The 25,018-nt window shown below is 55.2% G+C and carries 22 protein-coding genes; 4 read left to right on the forward strand and 18 right to left on the reverse strand.

What is annotated here, in order from left to right; all coding sequences use genetic code 11:
- Positions 1-27: 27 nt before the first annotated feature.
- From P1U45_RS05365 to P1U45_RS05405, 9 genes are all read right to left on the reverse strand, one after another.
- Positions 28-2,400 carry a transketolase gene (locus P1U45_RS05365; protein WP_301057948.1) on the reverse strand — a complete coding sequence of 791 codons (2,373 nt, stop codon included), beginning with the start codon at positions 2,398-2,400 and terminating at the stop codon, positions 28-30.
- Positions 2,401-2,570: 170 nt separating this feature from the next.
- A complete protein-coding gene (locus P1U45_RS05370; protein ID WP_301057949.1) occupies positions 2,571-3,488 on the reverse strand; it encodes a hypothetical protein in 918 nt (305 codons plus the stop codon).
- Between the two features lie 159 nt (positions 3,489-3,647).
- A complete protein-coding gene (locus tag P1U45_RS05375; protein WP_301057951.1) occupies positions 3,648-4,463 on the reverse strand; it encodes an alpha/beta hydrolase in 816 nt (271 codons plus the stop codon).
- 25 nt (positions 4,464-4,488) lie between these two features.
- Positions 4,489-5,913, reverse strand: coding sequence for an amidohydrolase family protein (locus tag P1U45_RS05380; protein WP_301057953.1), 1,425 nt, complete (start codon positions 5,911-5,913; stop codon positions 4,489-4,491).
- A gap of 79 nt (positions 5,914-5,992) precedes the next feature.
- A complete protein-coding gene (locus P1U45_RS05385) occupies positions 5,993-6,862 on the reverse strand; it encodes an SDR family oxidoreductase (protein ID WP_301057956.1) in 870 nt (289 codons plus the stop codon).
- Between the two features lie 58 nt (positions 6,863-6,920).
- The gene (locus P1U45_RS05390) at positions 6,921-7,301 is read right to left on the reverse strand and encodes a glycine zipper family protein (RefSeq protein WP_301057958.1); all 381 of its coding nucleotides are present in this window, start codon (positions 7,299-7,301) and stop codon (positions 6,921-6,923) included.
- A gap of 25 nt (positions 7,302-7,326) precedes the next feature.
- A complete protein-coding gene (locus P1U45_RS05395; protein ID WP_301057960.1) occupies positions 7,327-8,376 on the reverse strand; it encodes an autotransporter outer membrane beta-barrel domain-containing protein in 1,050 nt (349 codons plus the stop codon).
- An 84-nt stretch (positions 8,377-8,460) separates the two neighbouring features.
- Positions 8,461-9,507, reverse strand: coding sequence for a GlxA family transcriptional regulator (locus P1U45_RS05400; RefSeq protein WP_301057962.1), 1,047 nt, complete (start codon positions 9,505-9,507; stop codon positions 8,461-8,463).
- Between the two features lie 120 nt (positions 9,508-9,627).
- Positions 9,628-10,266, reverse strand: coding sequence for a class I SAM-dependent methyltransferase (locus P1U45_RS05405; protein WP_301057964.1), 639 nt, complete (start codon positions 10,264-10,266; stop codon positions 9,628-9,630).
- 100 nt (positions 10,267-10,366) lie between these two features.
- Between P1U45_RS05405 and P1U45_RS05410 the strand changes: the two genes are divergently transcribed.
- Positions 10,367-11,251, forward strand: coding sequence for a LysR family transcriptional regulator (locus P1U45_RS05410; protein WP_301057966.1), 885 nt, complete (start codon positions 10,367-10,369; stop codon positions 11,249-11,251).
- Here the strand turns inward: P1U45_RS05410 and P1U45_RS05415 are convergent.
- Complete coding sequence (locus tag P1U45_RS05415; RefSeq protein WP_301057968.1) at positions 11,244-13,037, reverse strand: acyl-CoA dehydrogenase; 1,794 nt, start codon at positions 13,035-13,037, stop codon at positions 11,244-11,246. The two genes, P1U45_RS05410 and P1U45_RS05415, sit on opposite strands and share 8 nt — an antisense overlap.
- A gap of 305 nt (positions 13,038-13,342) precedes the next feature.
- Between P1U45_RS05415 and P1U45_RS05420 the strand changes: the two genes are divergently transcribed.
- On the forward strand, positions 13,343-13,981 hold the full coding sequence (locus tag P1U45_RS05420) for an RpiB/LacA/LacB family sugar-phosphate isomerase (RefSeq protein WP_293616665.1): 639 nt from the start codon (positions 13,343-13,345) through the stop codon (positions 13,979-13,981).
- Positions 13,982-14,070: 89 nt separating this feature from the next.
- Here the strand turns inward: P1U45_RS05420 and P1U45_RS05425 are convergent, their stop codons facing one another.
- From P1U45_RS05425 to P1U45_RS05455, 7 genes are all read right to left on the reverse strand, one after another.
- Positions 14,071-14,676 (reverse strand): sulfotransferase family 2 domain-containing protein, encoded by a 606-nt coding sequence (locus P1U45_RS05425; RefSeq protein ID WP_301057971.1) that lies wholly within the window; start codon positions 14,674-14,676, stop codon positions 14,071-14,073.
- Positions 14,677-14,714: 38 nt separating this feature from the next.
- Positions 14,715-15,161, reverse strand: a complete 447-nt coding sequence (gene rpiB, locus P1U45_RS05430; RefSeq protein WP_301057973.1) for a ribose 5-phosphate isomerase B — start codon at positions 15,159-15,161, stop codon at positions 14,715-14,717.
- A 165-nt stretch (positions 15,162-15,326) separates the two neighbouring features.
- Positions 15,327-16,379 (reverse strand): phytase, encoded by a 1,053-nt coding sequence (locus tag P1U45_RS05435; RefSeq protein WP_301057975.1) that lies wholly within the window; start codon positions 16,377-16,379, stop codon positions 15,327-15,329.
- 78 nt (positions 16,380-16,457) lie between these two features.
- On the reverse strand, positions 16,458-19,292 hold the full coding sequence (locus tag P1U45_RS05440) for a TonB-dependent receptor (RefSeq protein WP_301057977.1): 2,835 nt from the start codon (positions 19,290-19,292) through the stop codon (positions 16,458-16,460).
- Positions 19,293-19,440: 148 nt separating this feature from the next.
- Positions 19,441-20,997 carry a glutamine-hydrolyzing GMP synthase gene (gene guaA / locus P1U45_RS05445; protein WP_301057978.1) on the reverse strand — a complete coding sequence of 519 codons (1,557 nt, stop codon included), beginning with the start codon at positions 20,995-20,997 and terminating at the stop codon, positions 19,441-19,443.
- Between the two features lie 145 nt (positions 20,998-21,142).
- Complete coding sequence (locus tag P1U45_RS05450) at positions 21,143-22,006, reverse strand: NAD(P)-dependent oxidoreductase (protein ID WP_301057980.1); 864 nt, start codon at positions 22,004-22,006, stop codon at positions 21,143-21,145.
- 9 nt (positions 22,007-22,015) lie between these two features.
- Positions 22,016-22,666 (reverse strand): NAD(P)H-dependent oxidoreductase, encoded by a 651-nt coding sequence (locus P1U45_RS05455; protein ID WP_301057982.1) that lies wholly within the window; start codon positions 22,664-22,666, stop codon positions 22,016-22,018.
- Positions 22,667-22,767: 101 nt separating this feature from the next.
- Here P1U45_RS05455 and P1U45_RS05460 point away from each other — a divergent pair, with 101 nt between their 5' ends.
- Positions 22,768-23,661, forward strand: a complete 894-nt coding sequence (locus P1U45_RS05460; RefSeq protein WP_301057984.1) for a LysR family transcriptional regulator — start codon at positions 22,768-22,770, stop codon at positions 23,659-23,661.
- 12 nt (positions 23,662-23,673) lie between these two features.
- On the opposite strand, the gene P1U45_RS05465 is transcribed toward P1U45_RS05460, so the two are convergent.
- On the reverse strand, positions 23,674-24,153 hold the full coding sequence (locus P1U45_RS05465) for a hypothetical protein (protein WP_301057986.1): 480 nt from the start codon (positions 24,151-24,153) through the stop codon (positions 23,674-23,676).
- Positions 24,154-24,338: 185 nt separating this feature from the next.
- Between P1U45_RS05465 and P1U45_RS05470 the strand changes: the two genes are divergently transcribed.
- Positions 24,339-25,010, forward strand: a complete 672-nt coding sequence (locus P1U45_RS05470) for a hypothetical protein (RefSeq protein ID WP_301057988.1) — start codon at positions 24,339-24,341, stop codon at positions 25,008-25,010.
- The last annotated feature ends 8 nt before the right edge of the window (positions 25,011-25,018 follow it).

Here is a 25,018-nt window from a genome sequence, read left to right on the forward strand (position 1 = left end):
ATCAAGGCGACAGCTGCAGAAAATGACTTATCGCAGGTGGATGTGTCGCCCAGCTGACAGATAGTTCGCTGCGTTTACAATCGCGTCTGCGTCGATCTGGAAATGCTTGTAGAGATCAGAGATCGTGCCCGTCTGGCCGAAATGTTCCACGCCAAGCGGCGCTGTCATATGGCCTGCAACGGAGCCAATCCATGCGAGCGTAGCAGGATGTCCGTCCGTGACGGTAATCAGAGTTGCATCGCGTGAGACGTCGCCCATCAGACGTTCGATCTGGCTGACGGCATCCTTATGGCCACGTGCGCGGGCACGGCGCGCAGCTGTCCAGCCGGAGTTCAGACGGTCAGCCGAGGTGACGGCCAGAACACCAATATCACGGCGGTCATTACCGATGCGACCGGCAGCTTCAATGGCTTCGGGGCCGACAACGCCCTGATAGGCAATCACAAGCTCGCAGTTCGGGCCCGGCTTGCGCAGCCAGTAAGCGCCATCAACGACGCCGCGCCGGAACTCTTCGTCATCGCGACTGGATAGGCCAAGCTGTTCAACCGGTCGGGTCGACAGGCGCAGATAGACCGAGCCGCCGGTTTCATCACGCAGCCATGTGCGTTCGTCCGGATCGTTCTCGCCGGATCGCTGAAGATAGTCGAACGACCAGTCCATAATGATGGACAGCTCATCCAGATAGGCCGGTTCGAAGGAAACGAGGCCATCCTGACTCATACCGACAAGCTGGGTGCCGATCGACTGGTGCGCACCGCCTTCCGGTGCCAGCGTAATACCTGATGGCGTGCCGACAATGATAAAGCGGGCGTCCTGATAGCAGGCATAATTCAGCGCATCGAGGCCCCGATTGATGAACGGGTCATAGACCGTACCAATCGGAATGAGGCGCTCGCCGAAATGACTGTGTGACAGGCCTAGCGAGCCGAGCATCAGCATGAGGTTCATCTCTGCAATGCCTAGTTCGAAATGCTGGCCTTCAGGTGAAAACTGCCATTTCTGCGTCGAAGGGATAGATTGCTCGCGGAAGGTGTCGCTGACCTCGTTGCGCGCAAACAGATTGCGGCGGTTCACCCATGGGCCGAGATTGGTCGAGACGGTGACGTCTGGCGATGTGGTGACAATGCGCTCGGTTAGCTGGTCATCGCGCTTGGCAATGCCATCAAGGATTTTACCGAAACCGGCTTGCGTGGAGAGAACACGGTCGTCGAGGAAAACAGGCCCAGCGCTTTCAACCTTAGGCGCGGTAAAGCGGCGTGTGCCCTCTGAAAAGAACGGCACGTCTTTGAGGAAAGCTTCAACGCCAGCCTTGTCCTCAATGGTTGCCAGTGGCTCCCATTCCTCGCCCTCGGCGACGCCCATATGCGCCTGAAACTCGGCCATCTGGGCCTTGTTCATAAGGCCGGCATGGTTGTCTTTGTGACCTGCGAGCGGGGTCTGCCAGCCCTTGATTGTGTAGGCGAGGAAGACGGTTGGTTTGTCGTCTTGAATGGCGTCAAACGCCTCGGTCAGCGTGGACAGACACTGGCCGCCAAGATTGTTCATCAGCGTGTTCAGCTCTTCATCCGAACGTTTGTTCAAGAGGTCTGAGACGTCGCCCTGATCACCGATATCGTCCATCAGGCGTTTGCGCCATGCCGCGCCGCCCTGGAAGGTGAGGGCGGAATAATCAGGGTTCGGGCAGTCCTGAATCCATTTTTTCAGAATGTCGCCGCCCGGCTCTTCGAATGCTGCGCGCTGCAATACGCCGTGGCGCAGAACGACTGTACGCCAGCCAAAGGCTGTGAAGATGGCTTCGATCTTTTCCCAGAGGCCTTCACGGACAACACCGTCCAGGCTTTGGCGGTTATAGTCGATCACCCACCATGTGTTGCGAAGGTCATGCTTCCAGCCTTCCTGAAGGCATTCATAGACATTGCCCTCATCAAGTTCGGCATCGCCGACCAGCGCTACCATGCGGCCAAGCGGGCGATCTTTTGCCCATGACTTTGCGGCCAGATAATCCTGCACCAGAGAAGAGAAAGCGGTTGCCGCAACGCCAAGGCCAACAGAACCCGTTGAGAAATCGACGTCATCAATGTCCTTGGTGCGGCTTGGATAGGATTGCGTGCCGCCCCAGCCGCGAAAGTTTTGCAGCTTTTCAAGCGTCTGGCTGCCCATAATGTACTGCATGGCATGGAAGACGGGAGAGGCATGCGGCTTTACCGCGACACGGTCTTCAGGGCGCAGTGTGTGGTAGTAGAGCGCTGTCATGATGGAGACCATGCTCGCGCAGCTTGCCTGGTGGCCGCCAACCTTCACATCGCCATCTTCCTTGGCGCGCAGATGGTTCGCATTGTGCACGATCCATGCAGACAGCCAGAGAAGGCGCTGTTCGATGGTTTTAAGATTTTCGGTCATGGGGCCTTTCCTCCTCGCAGGCGGGTATTGCCGTGCGCGAAGATATATACTGCAAAACGGGCTATATCGAGGGAGGATATGCCTCTTTTGCGTACTAAGCCGCAAGCCCTTCTCTTGAATCTGCAGAAGAAGGGCGTTGGATTTTCGGTTGGCTTGGTGAGGCCGGGCTATCAGCCTTTAGCGGCGTAGCTTTCCAGAGACTCGATCTTCGCCTTGTCGCCAATGAAGACCGGCACTTTCTGGTGAAGCTTATCGACCGGCATTTTCAGCAGAGATATCTCGCCATTCGTGGATGATCCGCCAAGTGCGTGGATCAGGAAGGCCATCGGGATGGCTTCATAAACGAGGCGGAGCTTGCCTGTTTCATAGCCTTTGAAGTCAGCGCCCGGATACGCAAACAGGCCGCCTTGCAGCACCATGCGTTTCATGTCGGAGACCATGGAAGCAAACCAGCGCATATTGTATGGCTTCTTGCCGCCAGTCGCTTGCAGATTGTCAGAGACATAATTCTGCAGCCATGTCGGCCAGACTTTCTGCATCTGACCGTTGATCGCCAGAATGTCAGCAGACGGCATGCCGCCTTCGATTGGTAGAAGCGTCCATTCACCGGACGCATCGTCGAACTGGCCTTTATAAGCCTTATCGCCATCTGCGAAGTAAACTTCCAGATTCATACCGAATACGAAAAAGCCGCCGGAAAGAATGTTGCCGCCGTGGAAGTCTTTGGCTTCATCGGCATTTTCCCAGACACCGAAAATGGCGCCGGACGGAATGCCGATCAGTGCAGATTTTGAGCCGTCCAGCGGGTCCAGCGCGACGCTGTATGGGCCGTCAGACGTTTTGACCATGTCGGGGCGTTCTTCGGACACAACGTAGCGAACGAACGGGTCTTTGCTGAGTGTTTCGAAGAAAGCTTCGTCCGCGATGACGTCCAGTTCGATCTGGTCATCGCCGGACTCGTTTGAAGAGGTCGCAAACTTCAGGCCCTCACCCTTTTTCAGGACGCCATAGATTTTCTCCGCGGCGGAGAACAGCGCAGAATAAACGCCATCCATATTTTCAAGCTGACTATTGAAGTTCACAGACATTTTCTCACAGACCCCCACGATCCGACTAGTTTTTGTGGGATTGTCCTAACCGATAAGACAATGGTTGCAAGCTTGGAATGCCAAAGCAGGGGCAGAATTCGCCGATAGACCGTATGAAAGGCAGGGACTGGCCGGTGAAACCAGCCAGTCCGGAATGTTTTAGTTCAGGCTGACGATGAAATCTGAAATTTCATGCGCCACAGTTTCAGGGGCATCCAGCTGAATATTATGCCCCACATCCGGCATGCGGAGATGGCGGGCATTGCGGCTTTGCGCGATCAGATCCGCATGACCTTGCAGCCAGAGTACGCGCCCCGCGTCGGTCTCTTCGAAGACAAATGGCTCTTCATAAGTGGCCGTGGATGTGAAGATCAGCACAGGCAGGTCTGCGGGCAGAGGCGCCACGGTCGCAGCGGCTTCATCCATCTGATCGACGAGGGTCTGATACTCGCGGCCCATTTGAGGCGGGATCATGCTCAGAAGCATTTCATCATCAGCAGCGATGCGGGCGGCATCGACTTCTTTGGCCATGGAACGCTGCTCCAAAATGGATGGATCAATCAGGATAAGCGCTGAAACCTGATCGAGATGATCGCGTGCGAATTCAGTCACCAACAGGCCGCCATAGGAGTGGCCAACCAGAATGATGTCGGACGTGATGCCGAGATCAGAGAGCAGGGTTTGCAAATCGCTATTATGCTCTTCCATTGTAAGCGGGTGATCTGGCGCAGGCGATGTTCCAAGACCTGCGCGCGCATAGGTCAGGGTAGCGTAATCGTCGCTAAGTGCTTCAAGCAGTGGGCCCCAGGTAGAGCGGTCCTGACCAAAGCCAGCTTCGAAGACGAGTGTCGTTTCGCCTTCGCCTTGCAGAACATAGTCCATCTGCGATTGGGCAGATGCGGGGCTGATATTGGAAAGGAGCGACCAGGCACCGGCGGTGATGATCGGGACGAGAAGTTTCTTCAGGGAAGACATGGTGGGTAAGGTCCTGATGGTGGAATTATTGAAGGGTTTGTTCGGCGAGGCCGGACATGAGGTTTGTTTCGGAACGCGCCGCGTCGGTTTGCGCGGCTGTCTCCAGAAGGGTGTCGAGTGCGGTGCGATCAAAAACCTGTCCCGAGCGAATAACGGTCTCGGGTGACCGAATGCAGGCGAGGTCTTTGACCGGATTGCAGGCGTAAAGGACGAGATCAGCAATGCAGCCGTCATGCAGACAGGCGCGATCTGGTTCCTGCAGGACATTGGCCGTATTAACCGTCGCGGTCTGGATCGCCTCGTAGGGAGAAAGGCCGCTCTCCGTCAGAAGCTCCAGCTCTTCCAGCAAAGAGACGCCCGGAATGTTCGTGAATATTCCTGCATCGCTGCCGGCAACCAAAGTCACGCCGGCCTCGTGCAGATAGCCTGTCATCTGTTGATAGAACAGATCGTTCCGCAGGACCGGTTCCGGTCGTTCAGACAGCCAGCGGGCGTGAACATCAGCCTCCATGGCCTGTACAAACGGGTTCAGCCATTCGGTTCCGGTACGGGTCAGGACGGCTTCGCCTTCGCTCGCAACACGATAGAGATTGTGGTGCGCGAGCAGTGTTGGCGTCACCGGAATACCGGATGTCGCAATGTCGTCTGCGAGGTGTTGGGCCGCGTCGTCATCATGAAGGCCCCGAAGACCGTGCCAGACAATGGACTCCGTGTGTTCGATCGTCAGGAACCGGTCCTCAAGCAGGCTATCGAATGAGATGTCGAAATCCCGATCAAGCGGAACACCGGTATAGCGATGACCTTCTGGCGTGTGGCCGGTGATGCTCATGCCCAGTGCTTCGGCCTCCTCGCGTATGGCCTGATAGGCTTCGGATGACAGGTTCGAATAGAGCTTTAAATCTCGGAAACCCTGCTCATACTGCCAGTGCACGGCGTCGCGCGCCTCTTCGGCGGTTTCCACTATTTGGTGATTGATCTGCTGGTTCGGGCCGGGGCTGTTGAGGATAGGGCCGGTCGTTAAAAGGCGTGGGCCCGTCAGCTCTCCGCTTTCGATCCGATCGGCCATTTGCAGGTGAAACGGCATGCCGGACATGTTGCGCACAGTCGTGACGCCATGCGCAAGATAAGCGCCAAGCTCTGCTTTATCCCAGACATGAACATGCATGTCTGTGAGGCCGGGAATAAGTGTCTGGCCCGCGCCGTCGATCACAATGGGGGCTGATAGTCCTTCTGCGTTGTCGCTCACATGGGTGATGCGGCCATCTTCGATCAGAATGAACTGGTCCTGCAGGATAACCGGTTCGGGCCCTTCGAATGACACCGTCTCTACATTGCGGATCAGCACATCTCCGGTCAGCGTCCCTTGCGACACCTGCGGGGCAACGCAACCGGCTAAGAGACCGGCGGCCAAGGAGAGGCCTACCGCGCTGAGCAGAATGGAGTGTTTCATTTATATGCTCGTCCCTTGAGCGCAATTGTTAGGTTCGACACCTAGTGATGCATCTACATCACCGCAAATTGCCTCACAGTTAATTGATAATCGATGCGTGTTCGCGAAACTGATCATCCAGTGAGACTGTGCCGTAGGCTGGCGCTGTCATGTTGATCTGCGACGCGCGGAGAAAGAAAGAGGCCGGTTCAGCGACTGATCTCATGCCCATAACGCGCATCAGATTGACTACGGAACTGGCAAGCTTCGGTGACACATGGCTGATATGGCGTGGCCGGTTGAGCGCTCTGAAGGCGAGGTCCGCGATCTCGTTCTGGGTGTAGGTGTCCGGGCCGCCAACATTCAGGCGGGAATGACCCTGACGTGTCGCCTCTACGCAAACGGCAGCCATATCTGCGCCGTGGATCGGTGCCATCCGGCTCTTTCCGTCGCCAACCAGATAGACCCGGCCGCGTTTTGCCATTTCAACAAACTCTACAAGGTCGGAGTAAAATCCGCTCGGGCATAGAATGGTCGAAGCGATGGGGGCCGCTTCCAGTTCGGCAGCAAATTTCGACTTAGCGCGAACCATGGCGATGTCCTGCATATGATCGGCATGCAGAACATGGATGTAGGCAAACCTGCCGACGCCCGCGCGAATGGCTTCATCCAGAATGTTCCTGTTCGCCTGATAGTCGACCTCGTCATAGGTGAGACCGTCTTTCTGCGTGGTGATACCGAGTGCGGACACCACAAAGTCCACGCCATCGCAGCAGCCTTTCAGCGTTTCAGGCTTCGTCGCTTCAGCGGCAAAGACATCATCAATGAAAAGACCGGCCTGGCTGAGCTTTTCAGGTGAGCGGGCAAGTGCGCGAACGCGGTAGCCTGCATCGCCATAAGCCTGAATAAGGTGCCTGCCGAGATAGCCGGTCGCGTCAGCGATCAGAACAGTAGGTTGGGAAGCGGTCATTTGCCCATCTCCGTACTTTTTCAGGGTCAGCCGGATGGGCCGACCCCGATTGCCCCGTTTAGCCAACCACGCGGTGGCCGCGTCCCTGCAGACACTCGATAACGATTTGTCTGCGCTCATCATTCACTTCGGCGGCGCCAGCTCCGGCACCTGCAATGGCGCCTACGACTGCGCCTGCTACCGCGCCCTCAGTATCGCTGACTTCATCGTCTGCGACGCCCGCAATCGCGCCGATACCTGCGCCGATCAGGGCATCCGTCCGTGTGTTTGCGTTGAGGTATGCATGCTCGGTTGCCAGTTGCTGACAGCTCGCCAGATCAGCTGCGTAGGACTCGCTGACGGGACCATCGACGATCGGCTCATACGCGGCGCCGGTATTTGCACATGCAGTGACAGCTAGGCTGCCAAGCAGGCTGAGAAGAATAAGAGGTTTTTGCATCAGGTTATTCCTTTGAGTGTGTAGATTAGAAAACAGCGCGCAGTGTCAGCGTGGCAGCGTCACTGTCGTGAACGTCATCAGCCCATTGGCGCGCATAGCGGGCGGTCAGCATCCAGGTGTCGTTGAAAGTCAGCTCGGCACCGAAACCGAGCCCCACTGTGTGATCTGCTGGTGCATTCGCGCGAACGGTCGTGAACGGGCCTGTCGCTCCAACGGTGCGGTATTGAAGGCCGTAATCATCGTCACCGAACTGGTAGGTCCAGTCGATATCCGCGACAGGGCGAAGGGTCACTGCGTTAGTCAGGGCCCACTCCGGGCCGCGCGCTGTCGCGTCGAGAGAGACGAGGCGGTAATTGAAGGCCTGGTCTTCGAATGCGAAAGCGGTACCGGTCGCGGATGTTTCGGGGAAACCATCCGCTTCAACACGACCCGCCGCGAGCGTGATGCCGTGCTCGATTTCGAACATGTCGAATTCGTCTGAAGAGCGCGCAGAGAAGGCGACATCCCAGAAGGATGTGTCTGTCGTACCGTTGGCGACATCCGTCAGCGTTGTGGACGCACGTGAAATGTTATCAAGCTGAAGACCACCGCGGGTGACGGTGAGGCTCATCCGGCCGAGCATTTCGCTGTCATATGCGCCGTAGACAGACAACGACCCGCCTTCCAGAGCATAACGTCCGCCCGACGTGAATTCGGCGGTTGTTTCGCCGACGGAGAGGACGCCGCCTAGCACAAAGTCGGACATAAACCGCGTCTCGCCGCCAAGAATGGCACCGTCCTGTGATGTGTGTGCGCGGCCAGTTTGAACGGGCATGTCCAGCTCGGCATCGGCTGAGGTAATGGCCATCCACGCAGAGAATGTATCGTCCTCATTTGTGTATGCGCCTGGCGCGAAAGTGCGGCGATGACCGGCAAATTGCTCATAAGCAATGCGCGGCAACAGCGCGATTTCGTCGACGGTATCGGAAGGTACAGCCTGCGCCTGTGCGGACGGAGCCATCAAGCTCATAGCCGCTACGCCGGATGCAAGCGAAATGATAAAGGGAACTGTGTTCAAGGCTTTGGAATTAAACATACTACTCTCCTGACCACTCCTGTTGGAGTGTTGTTTTTGTTCGAAAATTTTGGGATTTACAGCGCTTGAGCGGCGTCTAGCTGATCATGAGCTATCGACATCCGGCGCGAATATCTGTGCACCTACCGGTCGGAATCGCTGCCGGTAATCGGCGGCAGATACACCGACATGACGCTGAAAGGCGCGGCGCATACGCTCGGCGTTCTGGAAGCCCGCATGAAGCGCAATTTGCTCGACGCCGGTATCCGACTGTTCAAGCTCGACCCGTGCAGATTGTACACGCGCTGCTTCCACATAATGGGCGGGCGTCACGCCGGTTTCGTCTTTGAACTTACGGGCAAACGTGCGTTCGGACATGGCGGCCCGGGCAGCCAGCGCTGTGACGGTGAGCGGGTCCGTCAGATTAGCCAGAATATAGCTCAGCGTTTCATTGATTACCGGATCTTCGGCCTTTTGCGCCACCAGGTGTGCGCTGAATTGAGACTGCCCGCCAGGCCGCATCATATACATCACATTATAGCGTGCGACCTGCAGGGCGACGTCGTGCCCCCAGTCCGCTTCGACCAGCGACAAGGCGAGATCCATGCCTGTGGTTACACCCGCGGAAGTCCAGATGTTTCCGTCACGCACATAAATCGCATCCGGCTCTACCTCGACCTCAGGATATTTCGACTTCAGGATCGGGCACCACCACCAGTGCGTGGTTGCGCGTCGTCCGTTCAAAAGGCCGATTTCTGCAAGGATCATTGCGCCGGTGCAGATGGATACAATCCGGTCCGCTCGGCGCGCAGCCTGGCGCACGAAGTTTAGCAAGTCCTGATGTTCGAGCGCCTCAACTGTCCCATGACCGCCCGCGATCATAAGCGTATCGATTGGTGCCGTGTCCATGGCGGCGTCCGCAAAGCTCTGATCGGCATCGATGGTGAGGCCGCTTGTTGTACGGATTGAGCCCGCTTTTTCCGCGACGACGTGAACGTCATAGGGTTTGATGTTTTCCGGCAGAAAGAGCTTTGCACCGGTCAGAACTTCCAGTGGGCCGACAACGTCAAGGATGTGAGCGTCGGGGTAGACGATCATCACGACGCGTCGGGTGGCTGCGTCTTTCTGGCGTTGTTGTCCTGCGTTTGTCATTTTCTGACATGTCCTGAATTCGTGTCTGACCGGTGCGGTCCGTTTTCCTGATGATCTGATTATTCGTCATTCCGGCAATAACCGTTAGGACAAAGACCCCTCACTTTCTGCCAAACTGGATTAGTCTTCCATTTTGCGGGCAATCAGGAAGAGCGCAGCGTCTTTCTTCGGATGCCATTGATGGACAATCTGAAAGTCTGCCTGATTGTGCTGGCTGATGAGATCGTCCTGCGTGAAGACCGAGACAAAGGGCGCCTTACCGATCCACCGCATGAGCGAAAGGATCGGTGAGAGATAGCTCTGATTGTCGCCCAGACATGCCGTGCTGGTGACGAAGACGCCGCCCGGTTTCAGCATGTGATGCACCTTGCGGATCACCGCTTCCCGGTCTTTCAGAAGATGAAGGATGGAGAGGCCAAGAACGGCATCATAGCTTTCACCTTCGACATCCATTTCGGCGATATCGCCAGTGTGGAAATCAACATTGGAAACATTTTCTGTTCTCGCTTTCTGTTGTGCGATGGCGATCATCTCCGGCGAGATGTCAGTCGCATCGACGTGTCCGACAAAGGGTGCATGACGCAGGGCTGTGGAGCCGGTGCCGCAGCCGAATTCGAAAATCCGCGCGTTCGGTGCCAGATATTCCCGGGTGATTGAGAGCTTGATTTCATAAGCTTCTTCATCCGCGATTGGCTTGCGGGAATACTGGTCTGCGATGTTGTCCCAGAAGCGGGCGTCTTTCAGTGCTGCTGTCGTCATGTCCGTCATCCCAATTCGGTGTTGTTCGATGAGGCGAACTTAATGCGACACTTGGTATACGAAAATTGCTGAAATTTTTTGATCTGCTATACGTAAATATATGAATTGGGATGCTGCAGACTTTGATTGGAATCAGGCTCGCGCCTTTCTGGCGACAGCCGAAGAGGGATCGCTTTCGGCTGCTGCACGCGCACTGAATGTGACCCAGCCTACGCTTAGTCGGCAGGTCAGCGCACTTGAAGAGAAGCTTGGCGTGACATTGTTCGAGCGCGGTACGCGTGTGATGACACTCACAGTGGCAGGGCTGGAACTTCAGCATCATGTTCGCGCCATGCATGATGCAGCGATGCGGGTTTCGCTCTCGGCATCCGGTCAGTCACAGACCATCGCGGGTACGGTGCGCATTGCTTCCACGCACAATATGGCCTGCTATCATTTGCCGAAAGTGCTCGCCAAGATCAGGCGGACAGCGCCCGATATTCAGGTTGAGGTGACAACCGCGAACGAGCTGACAGACCTTATCCAGCGCGAAGCGGATATTTCCATCCGGCATGCCCGTCCGACCCAGCCCGAGCTGATCGCCAAACTTATTCGCACGACAACGGCGACGCTCATGGCGTCAAAAGCCTATCTTGAACGTGTTGGCCGCCCGAAAACACTCGATGATCTCAACAAGCTCGATTTTCTGGGGTTTCTGAATTCAGAAACGCTCATGCCAGCTCTTAACGGACACGGGCTGAAACTCACGACCGCTAATTTTCCGGTCGTCTCAGATAGCGGGCCGGTGAGCTTGGAGCTGGCACGACGTGGTCTTGGCGTGGGGCTGCTAATGCCAGACGATGCGACCTATTTCCCGGAACTTGAACAGGTCTGGCCAGCCTTTCCGCCTATGGAAATACCCATCTGGCTGGTGACACACAGAGAGCTTCACACAAGTAAACGGATAAGGCTGGTCTTCGACCTGATTGCTGAAGGCCTTAGCTGACGCCGAAGAAATCCGCGCTCGCCAGTTCGCACGTGTCATCGAGGCTCGCGACGAGTTCAAACGTGTTGACCACTTTGGAAAGCTCGTAGCGGAAGAAGTACTGCGCAGCGGCAATCTTGCCATTGTAGAACGTCTCTTCGCTTGAGCCTGCATCAGGTGACGCCTGTTTGGCGACGCTTGCCTGCCATAGCCATAGCCAGGCGACGACAACCGTACCGAACGCATCGAGGAAAAGCGTTGCGTTTGCGAGGCTGAGATTTTCCTTGTCACAACCGCGAACCGCTTCGATGGCTTTTTCGGCTGACGCGAGTGCCTTTTCCAGCTGATCGCACTCTGCATTCAGGCCCTGCGCGCGTGCTGTCTCAATAGTTGAGGCAATCTGGTTGCGCAGCGGGGTAAGCGCGGAAACACCGGCACGCAGTTTGCGGCCGAGCAGGTCACGTCCCTGAATGCCAAATGTGCCTTCGTGAATATGGTTGAGGCGGTTATCGCGATAATGGCGCTCAACCGGATAATCACGTGTATAGCCATATCCACCGAGGATCTGGATCGCCCATTTATTGGCTTCGAGGCAGTGTTCCGACGGCCAGCTTTTCGCGACCGGTGTTAGCAGGCCCAGAAGATCGTCATACTCGGCGCGCTCTTCAGCTGTTTCTGCCGTCTTCTGCTTATCAACCAATAGCGAGCAATAAGATGTAAGCGAAAGGCCGCCCTCAACGGCTGCCTTTTGCGCCATCAGCATGCGGCGTACGTCTGTATGCTCTATGATCGGAACTTGCGGTGTGCTCTGATCTTTTACGCCAGCCAGGCGGCCTTGCGGACGCTCGCGCGCATAGCCGACCGCGTGCAGGTAACCTGCAAGTGCGGACATAACAGACGCCTGACCGACACCCACGCGTGCCTCGTTCATCATGTGGAACATGCAGGCGAGGCCCTTATTCTCTTCACCCAGAAGATAACCGACCGTCTCGCCGCTTTCGCCGAAGTTCAGAAGGCAGTTTGTTGTGCCGCGCTGGCCCATTTTGTGGTTGAGGCCTGCAAGCGCGATATTATTCCATTCGCCGCGTTCGCCAGCTTCGTTGAGGCGGTAGCGTGGAACAATGAAGAGCGAGATGCCGCGTGTGCCAACCGGTGCGCCTTCAATGCGAGCCAGCACCATATGGATGATGTTGTCGGACAGTTCGTGATCGCCGCCGGAAATCCACATCTTGCTACCGGAGAGAGAGAACGTGCCGTCATCCTTGCGCACCGCTTTGGTTTTGATGTCCGCAAGCGACGAGCCGGCTTGAGGTTCTGACAGGCACATTGTGCCGAACCATTTTCCTGCCAGCATGTTCGGCAGATAAGCGTCTTTCTGCTCGTCTGTGCCGAAGGTATTCAGCATGTTGGCTGCGCCAACCGTGAGGAAGGCATAGTTCGCGACAGAGAGGTTTGCCGCGGTGAATATGCCATTGATGTTTGTTGTGACGACCCATGGCAGCTGAAGCCCGCCAACCGCTTCGTCGAAACCGGCTGCGAAAAGCCCTGTTTCGCCGAGCGCGGAAAGCGCTTCGCCGACTTCGGGAATGATCTCGACTTTGCCGTCCACAAATTTCGGCTCGTTTGCGTCCAGTTTGGCCGCGAACGGCAGGAAATTTGTTTCGGCGATACCTTCGACAACATCCAGCATGGCTGTGACGGACTCACGATCATGCTCTTCATAGCGCGGCGTTGTCAGCAGCGTATCAAGGTCCAGCATTTCAAACAGGACGAAATCAAGATTTCGACGGTCGACGAATTCAGACATCAGGGTTTCTTTCCTCGAGACATATTTTTGTGCGTTTTATAGAGTTTTATTTCTGCATTTAGCCAGTTCGAGCCAGTGAATTTATGGCATATTGCCAATTCATCACGTGGAAATTGATCACCTGATCTACGGAAATTTCTCAAACTTCACTTGAAATCCGGCGTCAGAAATGTTGTTGTCGGCGCGAATTGACACCGGTGTCATAATAGTTTGGCCGAACCAATCTACGCCGCGCCGATGAAACAGATAATCCGGAGCATCTGACCTGACCGATGTGCTCCGCCAATGAAACTAAGGGAAGACAGATGAAAATCGCTCTGATCAATGAGAACAGCCAGGCGGCTAAAAACGAGATCATCCACACAGCGCTGACAAATGTTGTCGAGCCTATGGGCCATGAAGTCTTCAATTACGGCATGTACACAGCCGAAGACGCAGCGCAGATCACATATCCGATGATCGGCCTGCTCACAGGTATTCTTCTGAACTCTAAAGCGGCTGATTTCGTCGTTACCGGTTGTGGTACAGGCATGGGCTCCATGCTCGCGGCGAACTCTATGCCGGGCGTGTTCTGTGGTCTGGTCATCGACCCGACAGACGCGTTCCTGTTCTCACAGATCAACGCAGGTAATGCGATGTCTATGCCTTACGCCAAAGGCTTTGGCTGGGCGGCTGAGCTGAACCTTGAAGACTGCTATCGCAAGCTGTTCGAAGGCAAGCCGGGCGAGGGTTACCCGAAAGAGCGCGCAGCAATTATGGCGAAGAACCGCAACGTTCTGGCCGACCTGAAAGGCGCAAGCTGCAAGGACATGCTGTCTGTTCTGAAAGACGTTGATCAGGAGCTTCTGAAGTCTGCGATCTCTGGCGAGAAATTCTCCGAGTATTTCTTCGCAAACTCTCAGGACGAAGAGATCAGCGCTTACCTGAAAGGCCTTCTCGGCTAATCGGCGACGCCAGCGACAAAGCAAAAGGGGAAGCTTTGCGCTTCCCCTTTTTTAATGCACGGATCACAAAGCATTTTGGGCTCGCCGGATCAGAAGTCGTAACCGCCGATCTTTATTTCGTACGCATGAGTCTTCTGGACCCAATCAATCAGGTCTGGAGAAAAGTAAGCCGTGTAGTCCCGCTTCGGACGGGAGTTCGACTTGTTCCGGTGATGTAGAACTGACGCGCTGATGCCAAGCTCTGCACACATGTTCTGGAAGTCTTCTTCGAGCGCTTCGAACCTTAAAAATTGCATGCGCTGAACTGGCTGCGCGCCTGCTGCCAGTTCTGTATAGTGTTCGAGTGGAGAAACCGTCTTGATCACTGCAGCGAATTGGTCTGCATCCCACTTTACCTCGCCCCGATGAGGAGAGAAATAATAGCTCACCAGTTTATCGAACGGGTTTCTGGTGGTTGCGAACAGTTGAAATTTGCTCAGCTCTGGCCCGAGTGCCGAGGCATAATCGGCCAGCGTTGAATGCTTTTTCAGCTCCGCATAGGTGGGGTTTTTAAGGCCAAATCGCTCCACCCCATCCTGGGAAGCGTGCGCGATAACAAAATCGTCGTCTGCAAAAGGCCTTAGTGCGTCCTGTAGGCTGTTCCCGCCAGTTTTGGGCACGTGAATGAAGATGAAATTTTTCTCAGTGGAAATCATTTCATCTTCCTCGTGTTCTTGAGCGCGGTGGCGTGCTCCTACGCGCCCGCTTCAATCTCTGTGATCATGTCGACGCGTGTACCGTGGCGGCCGCCTTCAAATTCAGCTTCAAGGAAGGCGTCCACAATGTCCAGCGCGAGGCCTTCACCAATCACGCGTGCGCCCATGGAGAGCATGTTGGCGTTGTTGTGCTGGCGGATCATGCGCGCTGAGAATGTGTCCGAGCAGACGCCGCAGCGAATGCCTTTCACCTTGTTGGCAGCCATCATAATACCCTGGCCTGTCCCGCAAACGAGAATGCCAAGATCAGCCTCACCAGAAGCGACTTTGCTTGCAGCTTCTGCGCCATGCTTCGGGTAATGCGTGCTTTCAGACGTCATCGGGCCGATATCTTCGACTTCAAACCCTTTAGACGCGACGTGAGCGGCGATGGTTTTGCGCAGCTCGATATCAGCGTGGTCGCTGGAGATTACGATGCGAGTCATGATGAAGGCTCCTTCTGAACGCTCCATCGCCTTAATGAGAGTTCAGTTCAAGCCTCAATGAGCGAAATAGGCCGAACGAGTTGCCTGATGGCCTACCAATATCTCAGTAAGAGCCGCCACGCATACGTTCGCGCAAAGTGGCGGCTCTGACGTTGTGAGTGATCTTTAGTTCAGTGACAGACCAAGCGCTGCTTCGATCACCGTCCAGTCGACGACTTTGAAGTTCTGGTCGACTTCTGATGCCGGGTTAGCGTCGTCCTGTACGATCAGCACGCCGCGTGGGTATCCAGGCAAAGGCGTTGAATTCACATCAAGACCATCGGTATGGGTGACAGCGTCGACACTACCATCAGCATTCGCGGTGACAGTGAAAATGCCGCGTTGCGCGTGAGGCGCTTGAAGGTCGTACACAACGAACCGGTTTGCAGCCTGCGCGGACACGACCAGATAGCCCTCACCGTTCCCGCCTTCCCAGATGTCCATGCCTTCGACGTCAGCGACGAGACCGTTCGCAGCGGCAATTGTGTCGATGGTGATTGGTGCAATGGAAAGATCATTGAGGTCGAGCTTCCAGACGCCGTGTTCTTCCTCACCGACGAAAATCTGACCGTTGGTTTCATCAAACACGCAGCCTTCCAACTGGAGTTGACCGAACTGGCCGACCTGAATTTCAGCGATGAGTTCCGGTGCAAGTGTCGGCAGGCTGCTCATATCCTGAGCCCAGATTTGAGCTTTGCCATCCTTATAGGTGGGCATGGCGTAATAGGTTGAGCCGACAAGACCGGCACAAATGCCATATGGCTCGTCTTTCTGGGTCGGAGTGTCGCCCAGATGGGTTACGTTGGCTGTTCCAGCATCAATGCTGAACCAGCTGATCGAACGAGTCTCATCATTCGATGCGACGGCGATATTTGCGCGAACATCCACATTGTTGACCGCGCCGACATCAAGAAACTGGGTTTCCGCGCCAGAAAGGTCGTAAACGTGAAGGCCTTCATCCTTATTGGTGCCTAGGATCAGGCTGTTGCTGACGTTGATCGGGGTTACCCAAAGCGCTGGGTCATCGGCGCGATCGCCAAAGCCGACCATCGGGGCTGTTTCAAAGCTGGCAGCTACGGGCGTTGCGGGAATACCGTCATCAACCCATACGTCGTCCGTTGCACAGGCTGCGAGCAGAAGCGCTGACGTTGTAGAGAGCGCGAGCGTCGAGAACTTCATGGAATTTGTCCTGTCGTGAAGAGGAACGGGCCGGATACGATATGTCGTACCGGCCCATTATTCAGAAATAGCGTTCGATTAGTAAGTCAGGCGCGCGCCGAAAACGACGGTTGTTCCGAACTCGTCATACTGCGACAGACGGCTCTCATCACCGAAGTAATAGTGCTCAGGCTCGTCTGTGAGGTTCTTACCTTCGAGATAAATCTGGAGGTTGTCGTTCACCCGATACTTGGCCGACGCTTCAATGAGCAGACGATCATTTGTCATCCGGTCGAGGTTTTCGTCTTCCAGCTCATCCAGATAGTCGCCGCGATAGTTTGCAGAGACGCGAAGATCCCAAGGGCCATTGTCATAGCCGATGGCCACGTTCCAGATGGTATCGGACTGCTTCAGGAATGGCACTTCTCGGCCATCCGGAAGTGTTGCCTGGCTTTCTGTCAGGGTCAGATTGCCTGAAAGAAGGAAGCCATCCAGAGCAGAATTCAAATCGCCGAGGTTCTGAACATAGTTGAATTCGATGCCGTAGATTTCGCTGGATTCGACATTGATGAAGGTCGAAATCTCTTCGATCTCGCCGCCATCTGTATCGATACCGTTCAGGAGCTCTGTTGGAATGCCCGAGAGGTCCACATTCGATGGAACATCTGCTGTGTCGAACGTCGCCGGGAAGATCGCGTTGGAGATATCCTTATAGAAGATGCCTGCTGACAGAACGGACAGCGTCGTTGGATAGAACTCGATGCTCAGATCGAAGTTGTCAGCTTCCAGCGGATCAAGGTTCGGGTTGCCGATTTCAGCTTCATCGCGGTCATCGTTGATGAAGAAGAATGGTGCCATTTCACCAAAGGCAGGGCGGACAACCGCAGCATAATATGCCGCGCGGCCAATCAGGCGATCATTGAAGTCATAACGGGCATTCACGCTTGGCAGGACGTTTGTGTAGTCATTGCTGTAGCGTGTTGTTGTCGCCGTGAGTTCGTCCTCGAGGACAACCCGGCCTTCCAGATCAACATTTGATTGTTCAACACGAACACCTGCAACGAGCGTAAGCGCGCCGATGTCAAATGTCCCCATGCCGTATCCGGCAAGGATTTGCTCGTCGATTTTATAGTCTTCGCCATTTGAGTCAAAGAAGCTGCCCTCTTCGTCGAGGTCACCTGCGCCGAAAGACCCACGTAGAGAGCGGGTAAGGCTTGGGTCCGGCCAGGTCGGCTGTGTGTTGCCAAGGCGCCAGCCTGAAATGAGGCTGTCATTGGCAAAGCCTGCGAGATTAATACTGTCGTTTTCATAGACCAGAACATTCACATCGCGGATTTTTTCACGATCGCGAATTTTCAGGCCAGCTTGCCATGTCACAGGCATTTCACCGAATACACTGTCACGAGAGATGTTGAACTGCGCTGCGTATTCAGTGTCTTCGTTAACGGTGAATTCCCGCTCGAATGCATCAAGGAAGTAGTTCGACGGATCATAAACCGCGTCCAATACCGCGCCTTCGCTGAAGCGGATGATTTCCGGTGTCGAGTAATCGATGGTCACATTGCCCGGGAAATTATCCTGAATGTCTTCAAAGCGGAAAGCCGCGTCATGGTTGTCGCTGTCATCTTCCTCAGCGTAGGCGTAGGACACTTCATAGTCGGTTTCCCAACCATCCCATGTCGTCTCACCGCCAACCGCAATCGTCTGAATTGTACGCACTTCGCGGCGAACGCGGACTTCGGCTTGTGTTTCGTTCAGCGGGAATGTCGCAGACGTATCGGTCAGCGATGAGCCTGCAGCGATGATATCATCACCATTGGCATCTTCATCGATGATATCGTCGAGATCACGGAATTGCAGAACGTTGCGGACTTCGTCGTCTTCATAATTGTTGAAGAGCGTACGCAGATAGAGGTCTGTATTGTCAGACAGACGCCAGTCAAAGTTGGCAACAAGGCCGAGGCGCTCACGGTTGAGGCCGTACCAGCGATGCTCATAGCCATCATTCATGTAAGCGAAGCCGTTGATGAAGTCCCACTCGTCGGCTTCGTTGTTGTGCGTTTCGATGCGCAGATCCTGATAGTTTACAGACAGCGCAACGCCCAGTCGGTCGCCAAATACATCTGAATAGGTCAGCGTCGCTTTTGGCGAAATTTCTTCGGTAATCTCGTTATAGGCGCCTTCAATCTTCGCGCGGATAAAGCGGCCGTCACGGTCGAAGGCGGAAATGGTCTGCAGATTGATCACGCCGCCAAGGCTGTCTGCATCCACGTTCGGTGTCAGGGATTTCTGAACTTCAATGCCATCAAGAAGGTCGGATGGAACGCCATCCAGAAGTACGCCGCGGCGGTCCTCTGGCGAAGGTGTACGCACGCCGTTAATTGAGGCAGAGATCAGGTCTGTGTTGATGCCGCGGATTGAAACATAGCGGCCTTCGCCCTGGTCGGTTTCAATCGAAAGACCCGGCACGCGTGCCAGAGAGTCCGCGACTGTCGTGTCAGGGAAGTTGCCGAGGCCGTCAGAATCGATGACGCTGATGATCGCGTTGGACGCGCGCTGTTGGTTGATCGCGCCCGCTTGTGCTGCCGCTGAGCCGACGACAAGCACGTTATCAAGATAGCGGATATCCGCGCCAAGGCGGAAATCCAGAGTGGATTCGCCAGAAACTGCGATAGACTGAGTGACAGGATCGGCGCCGATATAGGAAACGGTTACGTCATATTCGCCAGCCGGAATGCCGGAGAAACGGAAGTCGCCGAAGCGGCCTGTGCTTGTGGTCCGGTCCAGCTCTTCGATTGTGACCAGCGCGCCTTCAAGCGCACCTTCGCCAGAGCCGTCTGTTACTGTGCCTTGCAGAATATCTGCGGCTGCAAATTGCGCAAAACCAAGGCTGACAACGCTTACAGCAGCCAGCTTCCCAAGTTTGAACTTCATGGAATTCACCCCTCTCAAAAGTTAGGGGGCGGGTACCAGAGCTACGTGATGGTTTTGCGTCGGATTGGTTTCAGTTCGACGACAAAAAAACTGCAGTTTTGTAACATGGCCTCGCAGTCTCAGCGACTTGCGAGGCGGTTCTGAACTGCTATTCCCACTCAATCGTGCCGGGTGGTTTCGACGTAATGTCGTATACCACGCGGTTCACGCCTTTGACCTCGTTGATGATGCGCGTTGCCACCTTGCCAAGGAAATCATGCGGGTACGGATAATAATCAGCTGTCATGCCATCTGTTGATGTGACGGCGCGAAGGGCGAGAACTGCTTCATAAGTACGCAAATCACCCATCACACCGACAGTGTTCACCGGTAGGAGCACAGAGAAAGCCTGCCAGATTTCATCATAAAGACCGGCGTTTTTTATCTCTTCAATGTAGATTGCGTCGGCTTTCCGCAGCGTGTCGGCTTTTTCGCGGGTGATCTCGCCCGGAATACGAATCGCAAGGCCAGGGCCCGGGAAGGGATGGCGACCGATAAAGGCTTCCGGCAGACCAAGTTCGCGGCCAAGGGCGCGCACTTCGTCTTTGAACAGTTCACGCAGAGGCTCGACCAGTTGCATATTCATGCGCTCTGGCAGACCGCCGACATTGTGGTGGGACTTGATAGTGACGGATGGGCCACCCAGCGCGGAAACGCTCTCGATAACGTCCGGATAGAGCGTGCCCTGTGCGAGGAAGTCGGCGCCGCCGACTTTCTTCGCTTCTTCTTCGAACACGTCGATGAAGAGACCGCCAATAATCTTACGCTTCTTCTCCGGATCAGAGACGCCTTCCAGCTTGCCAAGGAAGAGATCGGACGCGTCTACATCCACGAGCGGGATGTTGTAATGGTCGCGGAACAGGTTCACCACCTGCTCAGACTCGCCAAGGCGCATCAGGCCGTGATCGACGTAAACACAGGTGAGCTGGTCGCCAATCGCTTCGTGGATCAGAACAGCTGCAACCGAAGAATCCACGCCGCCGGAGAGGCCGCAAATCACCTTCTTGTCGCCAACCTGCGCGCGGATTTTTTCAATCGCTTCGGCGCGGTAGGCTGCCATAGACCAGTCGCCTTTGAAGCCTGCCACATTGTGGGTGAAGTTCTTCAGAAGCTGGCGGCCATGAACGGTGTGGACGACTTCCGGATGGAATTGTGAGCCATAATAGCCGCGTTCAGGATCAGAGATGACTGCGAACGGCGCACCCGGCGACCGCGCGACAACGCCAAAGCCCGGCGCCATTTCAGCGACGTGGTCGCCATGGCTCATCCAGACTTCTTCCTTGTCGCCATTTGCGAACATGCTCTCAAACAGCGGGTCGTCAGAAACTTTCTCGATAAAGGCGCGGCCAAATTCGCGGCTCGTGCCACCTTCAATCTTCCCACCCAGCATGTGAACCATGGCTTGCTGGCCATAACAGATGCCGAAGACAGGGATGCCAAGTTCGAAGACTTTCGGGTCTGGCAGTGGGGCATCTTCCCAGTATACGCTTGATGGACCGCCCGAGAGGATGATCGCCTTCGGTGCATAGCTTTCAAGGAAAGCTGCATCCACTTTGTTAAAGGGATGGATCTCACAATAGACGCCGCTTTCGCGTACGCGTCGCGCGATCAGCTGAGTGACCTGAGAGCCAAAATCGATAATGAGAAGATGTTCATGTGCCGTCATGGCGCGCACTTTCTATGGTCGCATTCTCAGCGGAAAACCGGTTCCCACTTTTCCTGAGATGCTCATAGACAGGAATCGACCCCAAGTTCAATTGGCGAAGGGCCGGAAGTCGCCTCCGGCCCTCGATTTTGTTGAGTCTGCCCGCTTAAAGATAGAGCTGCGCGACGCCGGTGATATTGTCGCCGGCAAAACCCTGTTCCTTAGCCTTTGCGTAAACGCTCCGGGTCGCTGCTGAGAGTGGAAGTGACGCGCCCAGCGTTTCACCATCCTGCGCGAGAAGACCAAAATCTTTTTCGACCAGATCAATCGGGAACATGGGCGCGAAGCCGCCTGCCTGCATTGCGCCCATGGCGAGTTTGACGGCGGGACTACAAACGGGTGTCGCGCCAATGGCTTCACTCGCGCCAGCGACGTCAATGCCTGAGGCTTTGGCAAAGCCGAGCAGCTCGGCTGCGACCGCCAGCTGTACACCAAACAGGCCGTTCACCATCAGTTTGACAATAGAGCCAGCTCCGGTCCCGCCGACGTGATGAACTGCGCTTCCCATAATGGAGAAGAGCGGGCCCAGAGCCTCGACATTGGCCGTCTCTCCGCCCACGAGGAAGATAAGCTGGCCTTGTTCTGCCTGGGGACGCGACCCTGCCAATGGTGCGTCGACCAGCTTGTGGCCCGCGGCGTCAAATGCGTCGCTGAGTTTTTTGATATGCCCGTGAGATACGGTTGAGCATTCTACTGCGATCGCATGTTCAGGCAGAGCGTTCAGGGCGCCGGTTTCGGGTGACAGCCAGACATCAGATGATGCCGCGTCGTCACGCACCATAGAGAAGACGATTTCGGCGTCTTTCACGGCATCGGCAGGGTTTATGGCGAACGTCGCACCATGCGGGGTAAGTGCGGCGGCAACGTCCGAGCTACGGTTCCAGACGGTCAGATCGTGTCCTGCAGAGAGCAGACGAGCGGCCATACGCTGGCCCATGGCGCCGAGGCCAAGAAAAGCAATTTTTGTCATTTGAAATCCTTAAGCGGCAAAGAGTTTGTCAATGTCTGCGCGGGCTTGTGTCAGCGTTGCATCCACATGGGCTGCATCGCCGGTCATGCCTTCGGCGGAGATGAAACGGATGGATTCAGCGCCCATGAAGCCGAACAGAAATTCCAGATATGGCTGCAGGAAGTTCGCGGATTTCATCGCGTTTGCGTCGAGATAGCCGTTCGCGCCATAAGCGCAGATGATGACGACGTCTTTCACCTGCAGCAGGCCGCCAAAATTCTCGCCATCAAACGAGAAGGTGTGGCCGATGCGCATAATCTGGTCGATCCAGGCTTTCAGGCTGGAGGGGACCGAGAAATTGTAGAGCGGTGTCGTGATGACAAGCGTGTCTGCAGCTTGCAGTTCGGCAATGAGTTCATCTGACATCGCAGTCGCGGCGTAGAGGTCAGGGGTAAAGCCGTCCGGCGGCGTGTAGAAGCCTGCAATCGTCGAGTTTGCGATGTGGCTAATCGGGCGTGCCGCAAGATCGCGGCGGACAATCTCGTTCTTTGGCGTTTTGGATAGAAAGCGCCGCGTGATCGGGTTAGCTGCTTCCCAGGCCGTTTCGAAATAGTCGCCCAGAGCGCGCGAGTGGGACTCTTCAATGCGAGCGCTGGCATCAATGCGAAGTAAGTGAGCCATGTGACTTGTCCTTCCTGATTTGCTGGAGGGACAGCAATACTCATGGCAAATGGCGCAATAAATTAGTTGAAATACATCAGTATCGTGCGTTTATTGCATGAATGGATGTGAAACAGCTTCAGTTATTTGTCGAGACGGTGAAGCTAGGCAGCTTTGCCGCGGTCGCGCGCGGAGAGGGTGTCGATCCGTCCTCTGTGTCCCGGCAGATAGCCTCACTGGAAGAGAGGCTGGGCGTGCGCCTGTTTCAGCGCACAACGCGCAGCCTGTCTTTGACGGAGGAGGGTGAGGCCTATTGGCGGCGCGTCGAGCCCTTGCTCGAAGAGCTCGCCCGGGCAGAAGATGCCGTACAACTACAAGACGGACAGCCAAGGGGGCGGCTGCGCTTAACCTCGTCGGTGGCGTTCGGTCAGACAAAGATTGTGCGTCTGCTCGGGGCCTTTAAAGCGCGTTATCCCGAATTGCAGGTCGAGTTGCATATGACCGATGCCAATGTTGATCTGATTGCAGAGCGCATGGATCTGGCAGTGCGGCTCAGTGCACATCTGGAAGGTGATCTCATTGCAACGCGTTTGATGACGACGCGATATCGTGTGTGCGCGAGCCCCGATTATCTGCAGCGGGCCGGTAAACCGTCTCTGCCGGCGGATCTTGCTGGTCATGATTGTCTTCTGTTCACGCTCGCAGCGTTTCGGAACACCTGGAAGTTCCAGACCAGCGAAGGTTGGCTGGAAGAAGTGCCCATTGACGGGCATTTCAGTTTCTCAAGTGCTCTTGCGCTAAAGTCTGCGGCCCTTCAGGGGATGGGCCCTGCGCTATTGGCTGATTGGATGACCGATGAGGAGGTCGGTGCGGGTGAACTGGTCGACCTATTCCCTCAGCATCAGGTGACCGCGACCAATTTCGAAACGGCCGCGTGGCTGATTTACCCCAGCAGGTCATTCTTACCTTTGAAAACCCGCGTCATGATCGATTTTCTGAAAACTGAGCTGGGTTGAGGCGTGTTTTAGCTATCTTGTCGCTTTTGGTGTCTCGAGCGCCTGCGCGCGGAATGCGTTGAGCGTGTGTTCCAGCTCTGCAGGCTTCTGGCCATACATTTCGGGAAGATAGGTTTGCGTCCGGCCTGCAGACGGATCGCCCGGCGGATGAAATGAAAAGAGGATACGGTCACCAACAGTGATGAAGCTGACCGTCATGGCTTCAGTTTGGAACTCTGACACATCCAGCCAGGAAAACGATTGTTTATGACCAAGATGGCTATATTCCAGTCGGTCCGGCGTCAGTTTCAGCCAGCTCATCTGCAGAAAGATCTGTAGTGCACTTCCCAGCACGGCCAGACCGAACACAGCGCCTATCAGGAGTTTCAGAACTACGGGCGTGGGCAAAGCCAGCACCGCGATCAGCAGCAAAGCGGCGATAATGAAGACGCCAGCCCATTTGGCTCTAGAGGGAAAATAGGTGCGGTCGTCTGGCAAGGTGTGAGTTGACATTGCGCCAGCCTATTTCGTCTTCCGTTGAACTAAAAGACCCGGACAGATACATTAAATTTGATTGTTCAAATTAACTCACTGTTAATAAGAAAATTTACTAAAAATTTGTAAAAATACAACGTTTTGTGGAAAACAATGGCGAATACTTCTACGATATAATGATCCTCAAAATAAATGGGGAAACCATGTCTATCGCAGTCCAGACCAGCTATTCAGCAAACCTGAAATTTGTCGACCGCACATCGACGACCAGTAATGTACAGAAGTCGAGCGCTTCCACGACGAGTGGTTCGGCTCGCGCCGCTCAACTGCCGAGCCTGGAAGAGACGTTGGGTCCTGACAATTTCAAACAATTGGAAAAGCTGCGAGCACGCAAAGAGGCGCTGATGGGGCGACTGCCAGACCTTCAGTCCCGCTTTGACTCGGCAGAAAAGTCATTTGGCGCCAATTTGAAAGACGACATTGACGAGATCGTTGATATCGGGCGCACGGTGTTCCGGACAACGCTCCAATTGAAGAATATCGAAAAGAAGATCAGCGCGCTGCTTGGCGATGTAGATCCTGCGGGCGTGGCAGGTGTTGCCGAAGGCAAAGGTAATCAGAAGTTCGACGCGGAGACTCTGCAGAAAGACCGCGCTTTTGCCGCCGACTTCAAATCATTCACTGAAAAGCTCTTCGGCGCATATGAAACCACTAAAGATTCAGCTCAACAGGCACATGACCGTGATGCGCTGAAATCCCATTCGATGAAGCTCGCGGACAAACATGGCCGCAAGCTAGTCAATCTGGTCAGCAATTATCAGTCAAACTTTGCGAATGCGACCGTGCAGTCTTCGTCTCTGTCGCTGATCGTCTGAGCGGGTTT

It is taken from the genome of Ponticaulis sp. (assembly GCF_029210165.1).
Classification (GTDB): Bacteria; Pseudomonadota; Alphaproteobacteria; order Caulobacterales; family Hyphomonadaceae; genus Ponticaulis.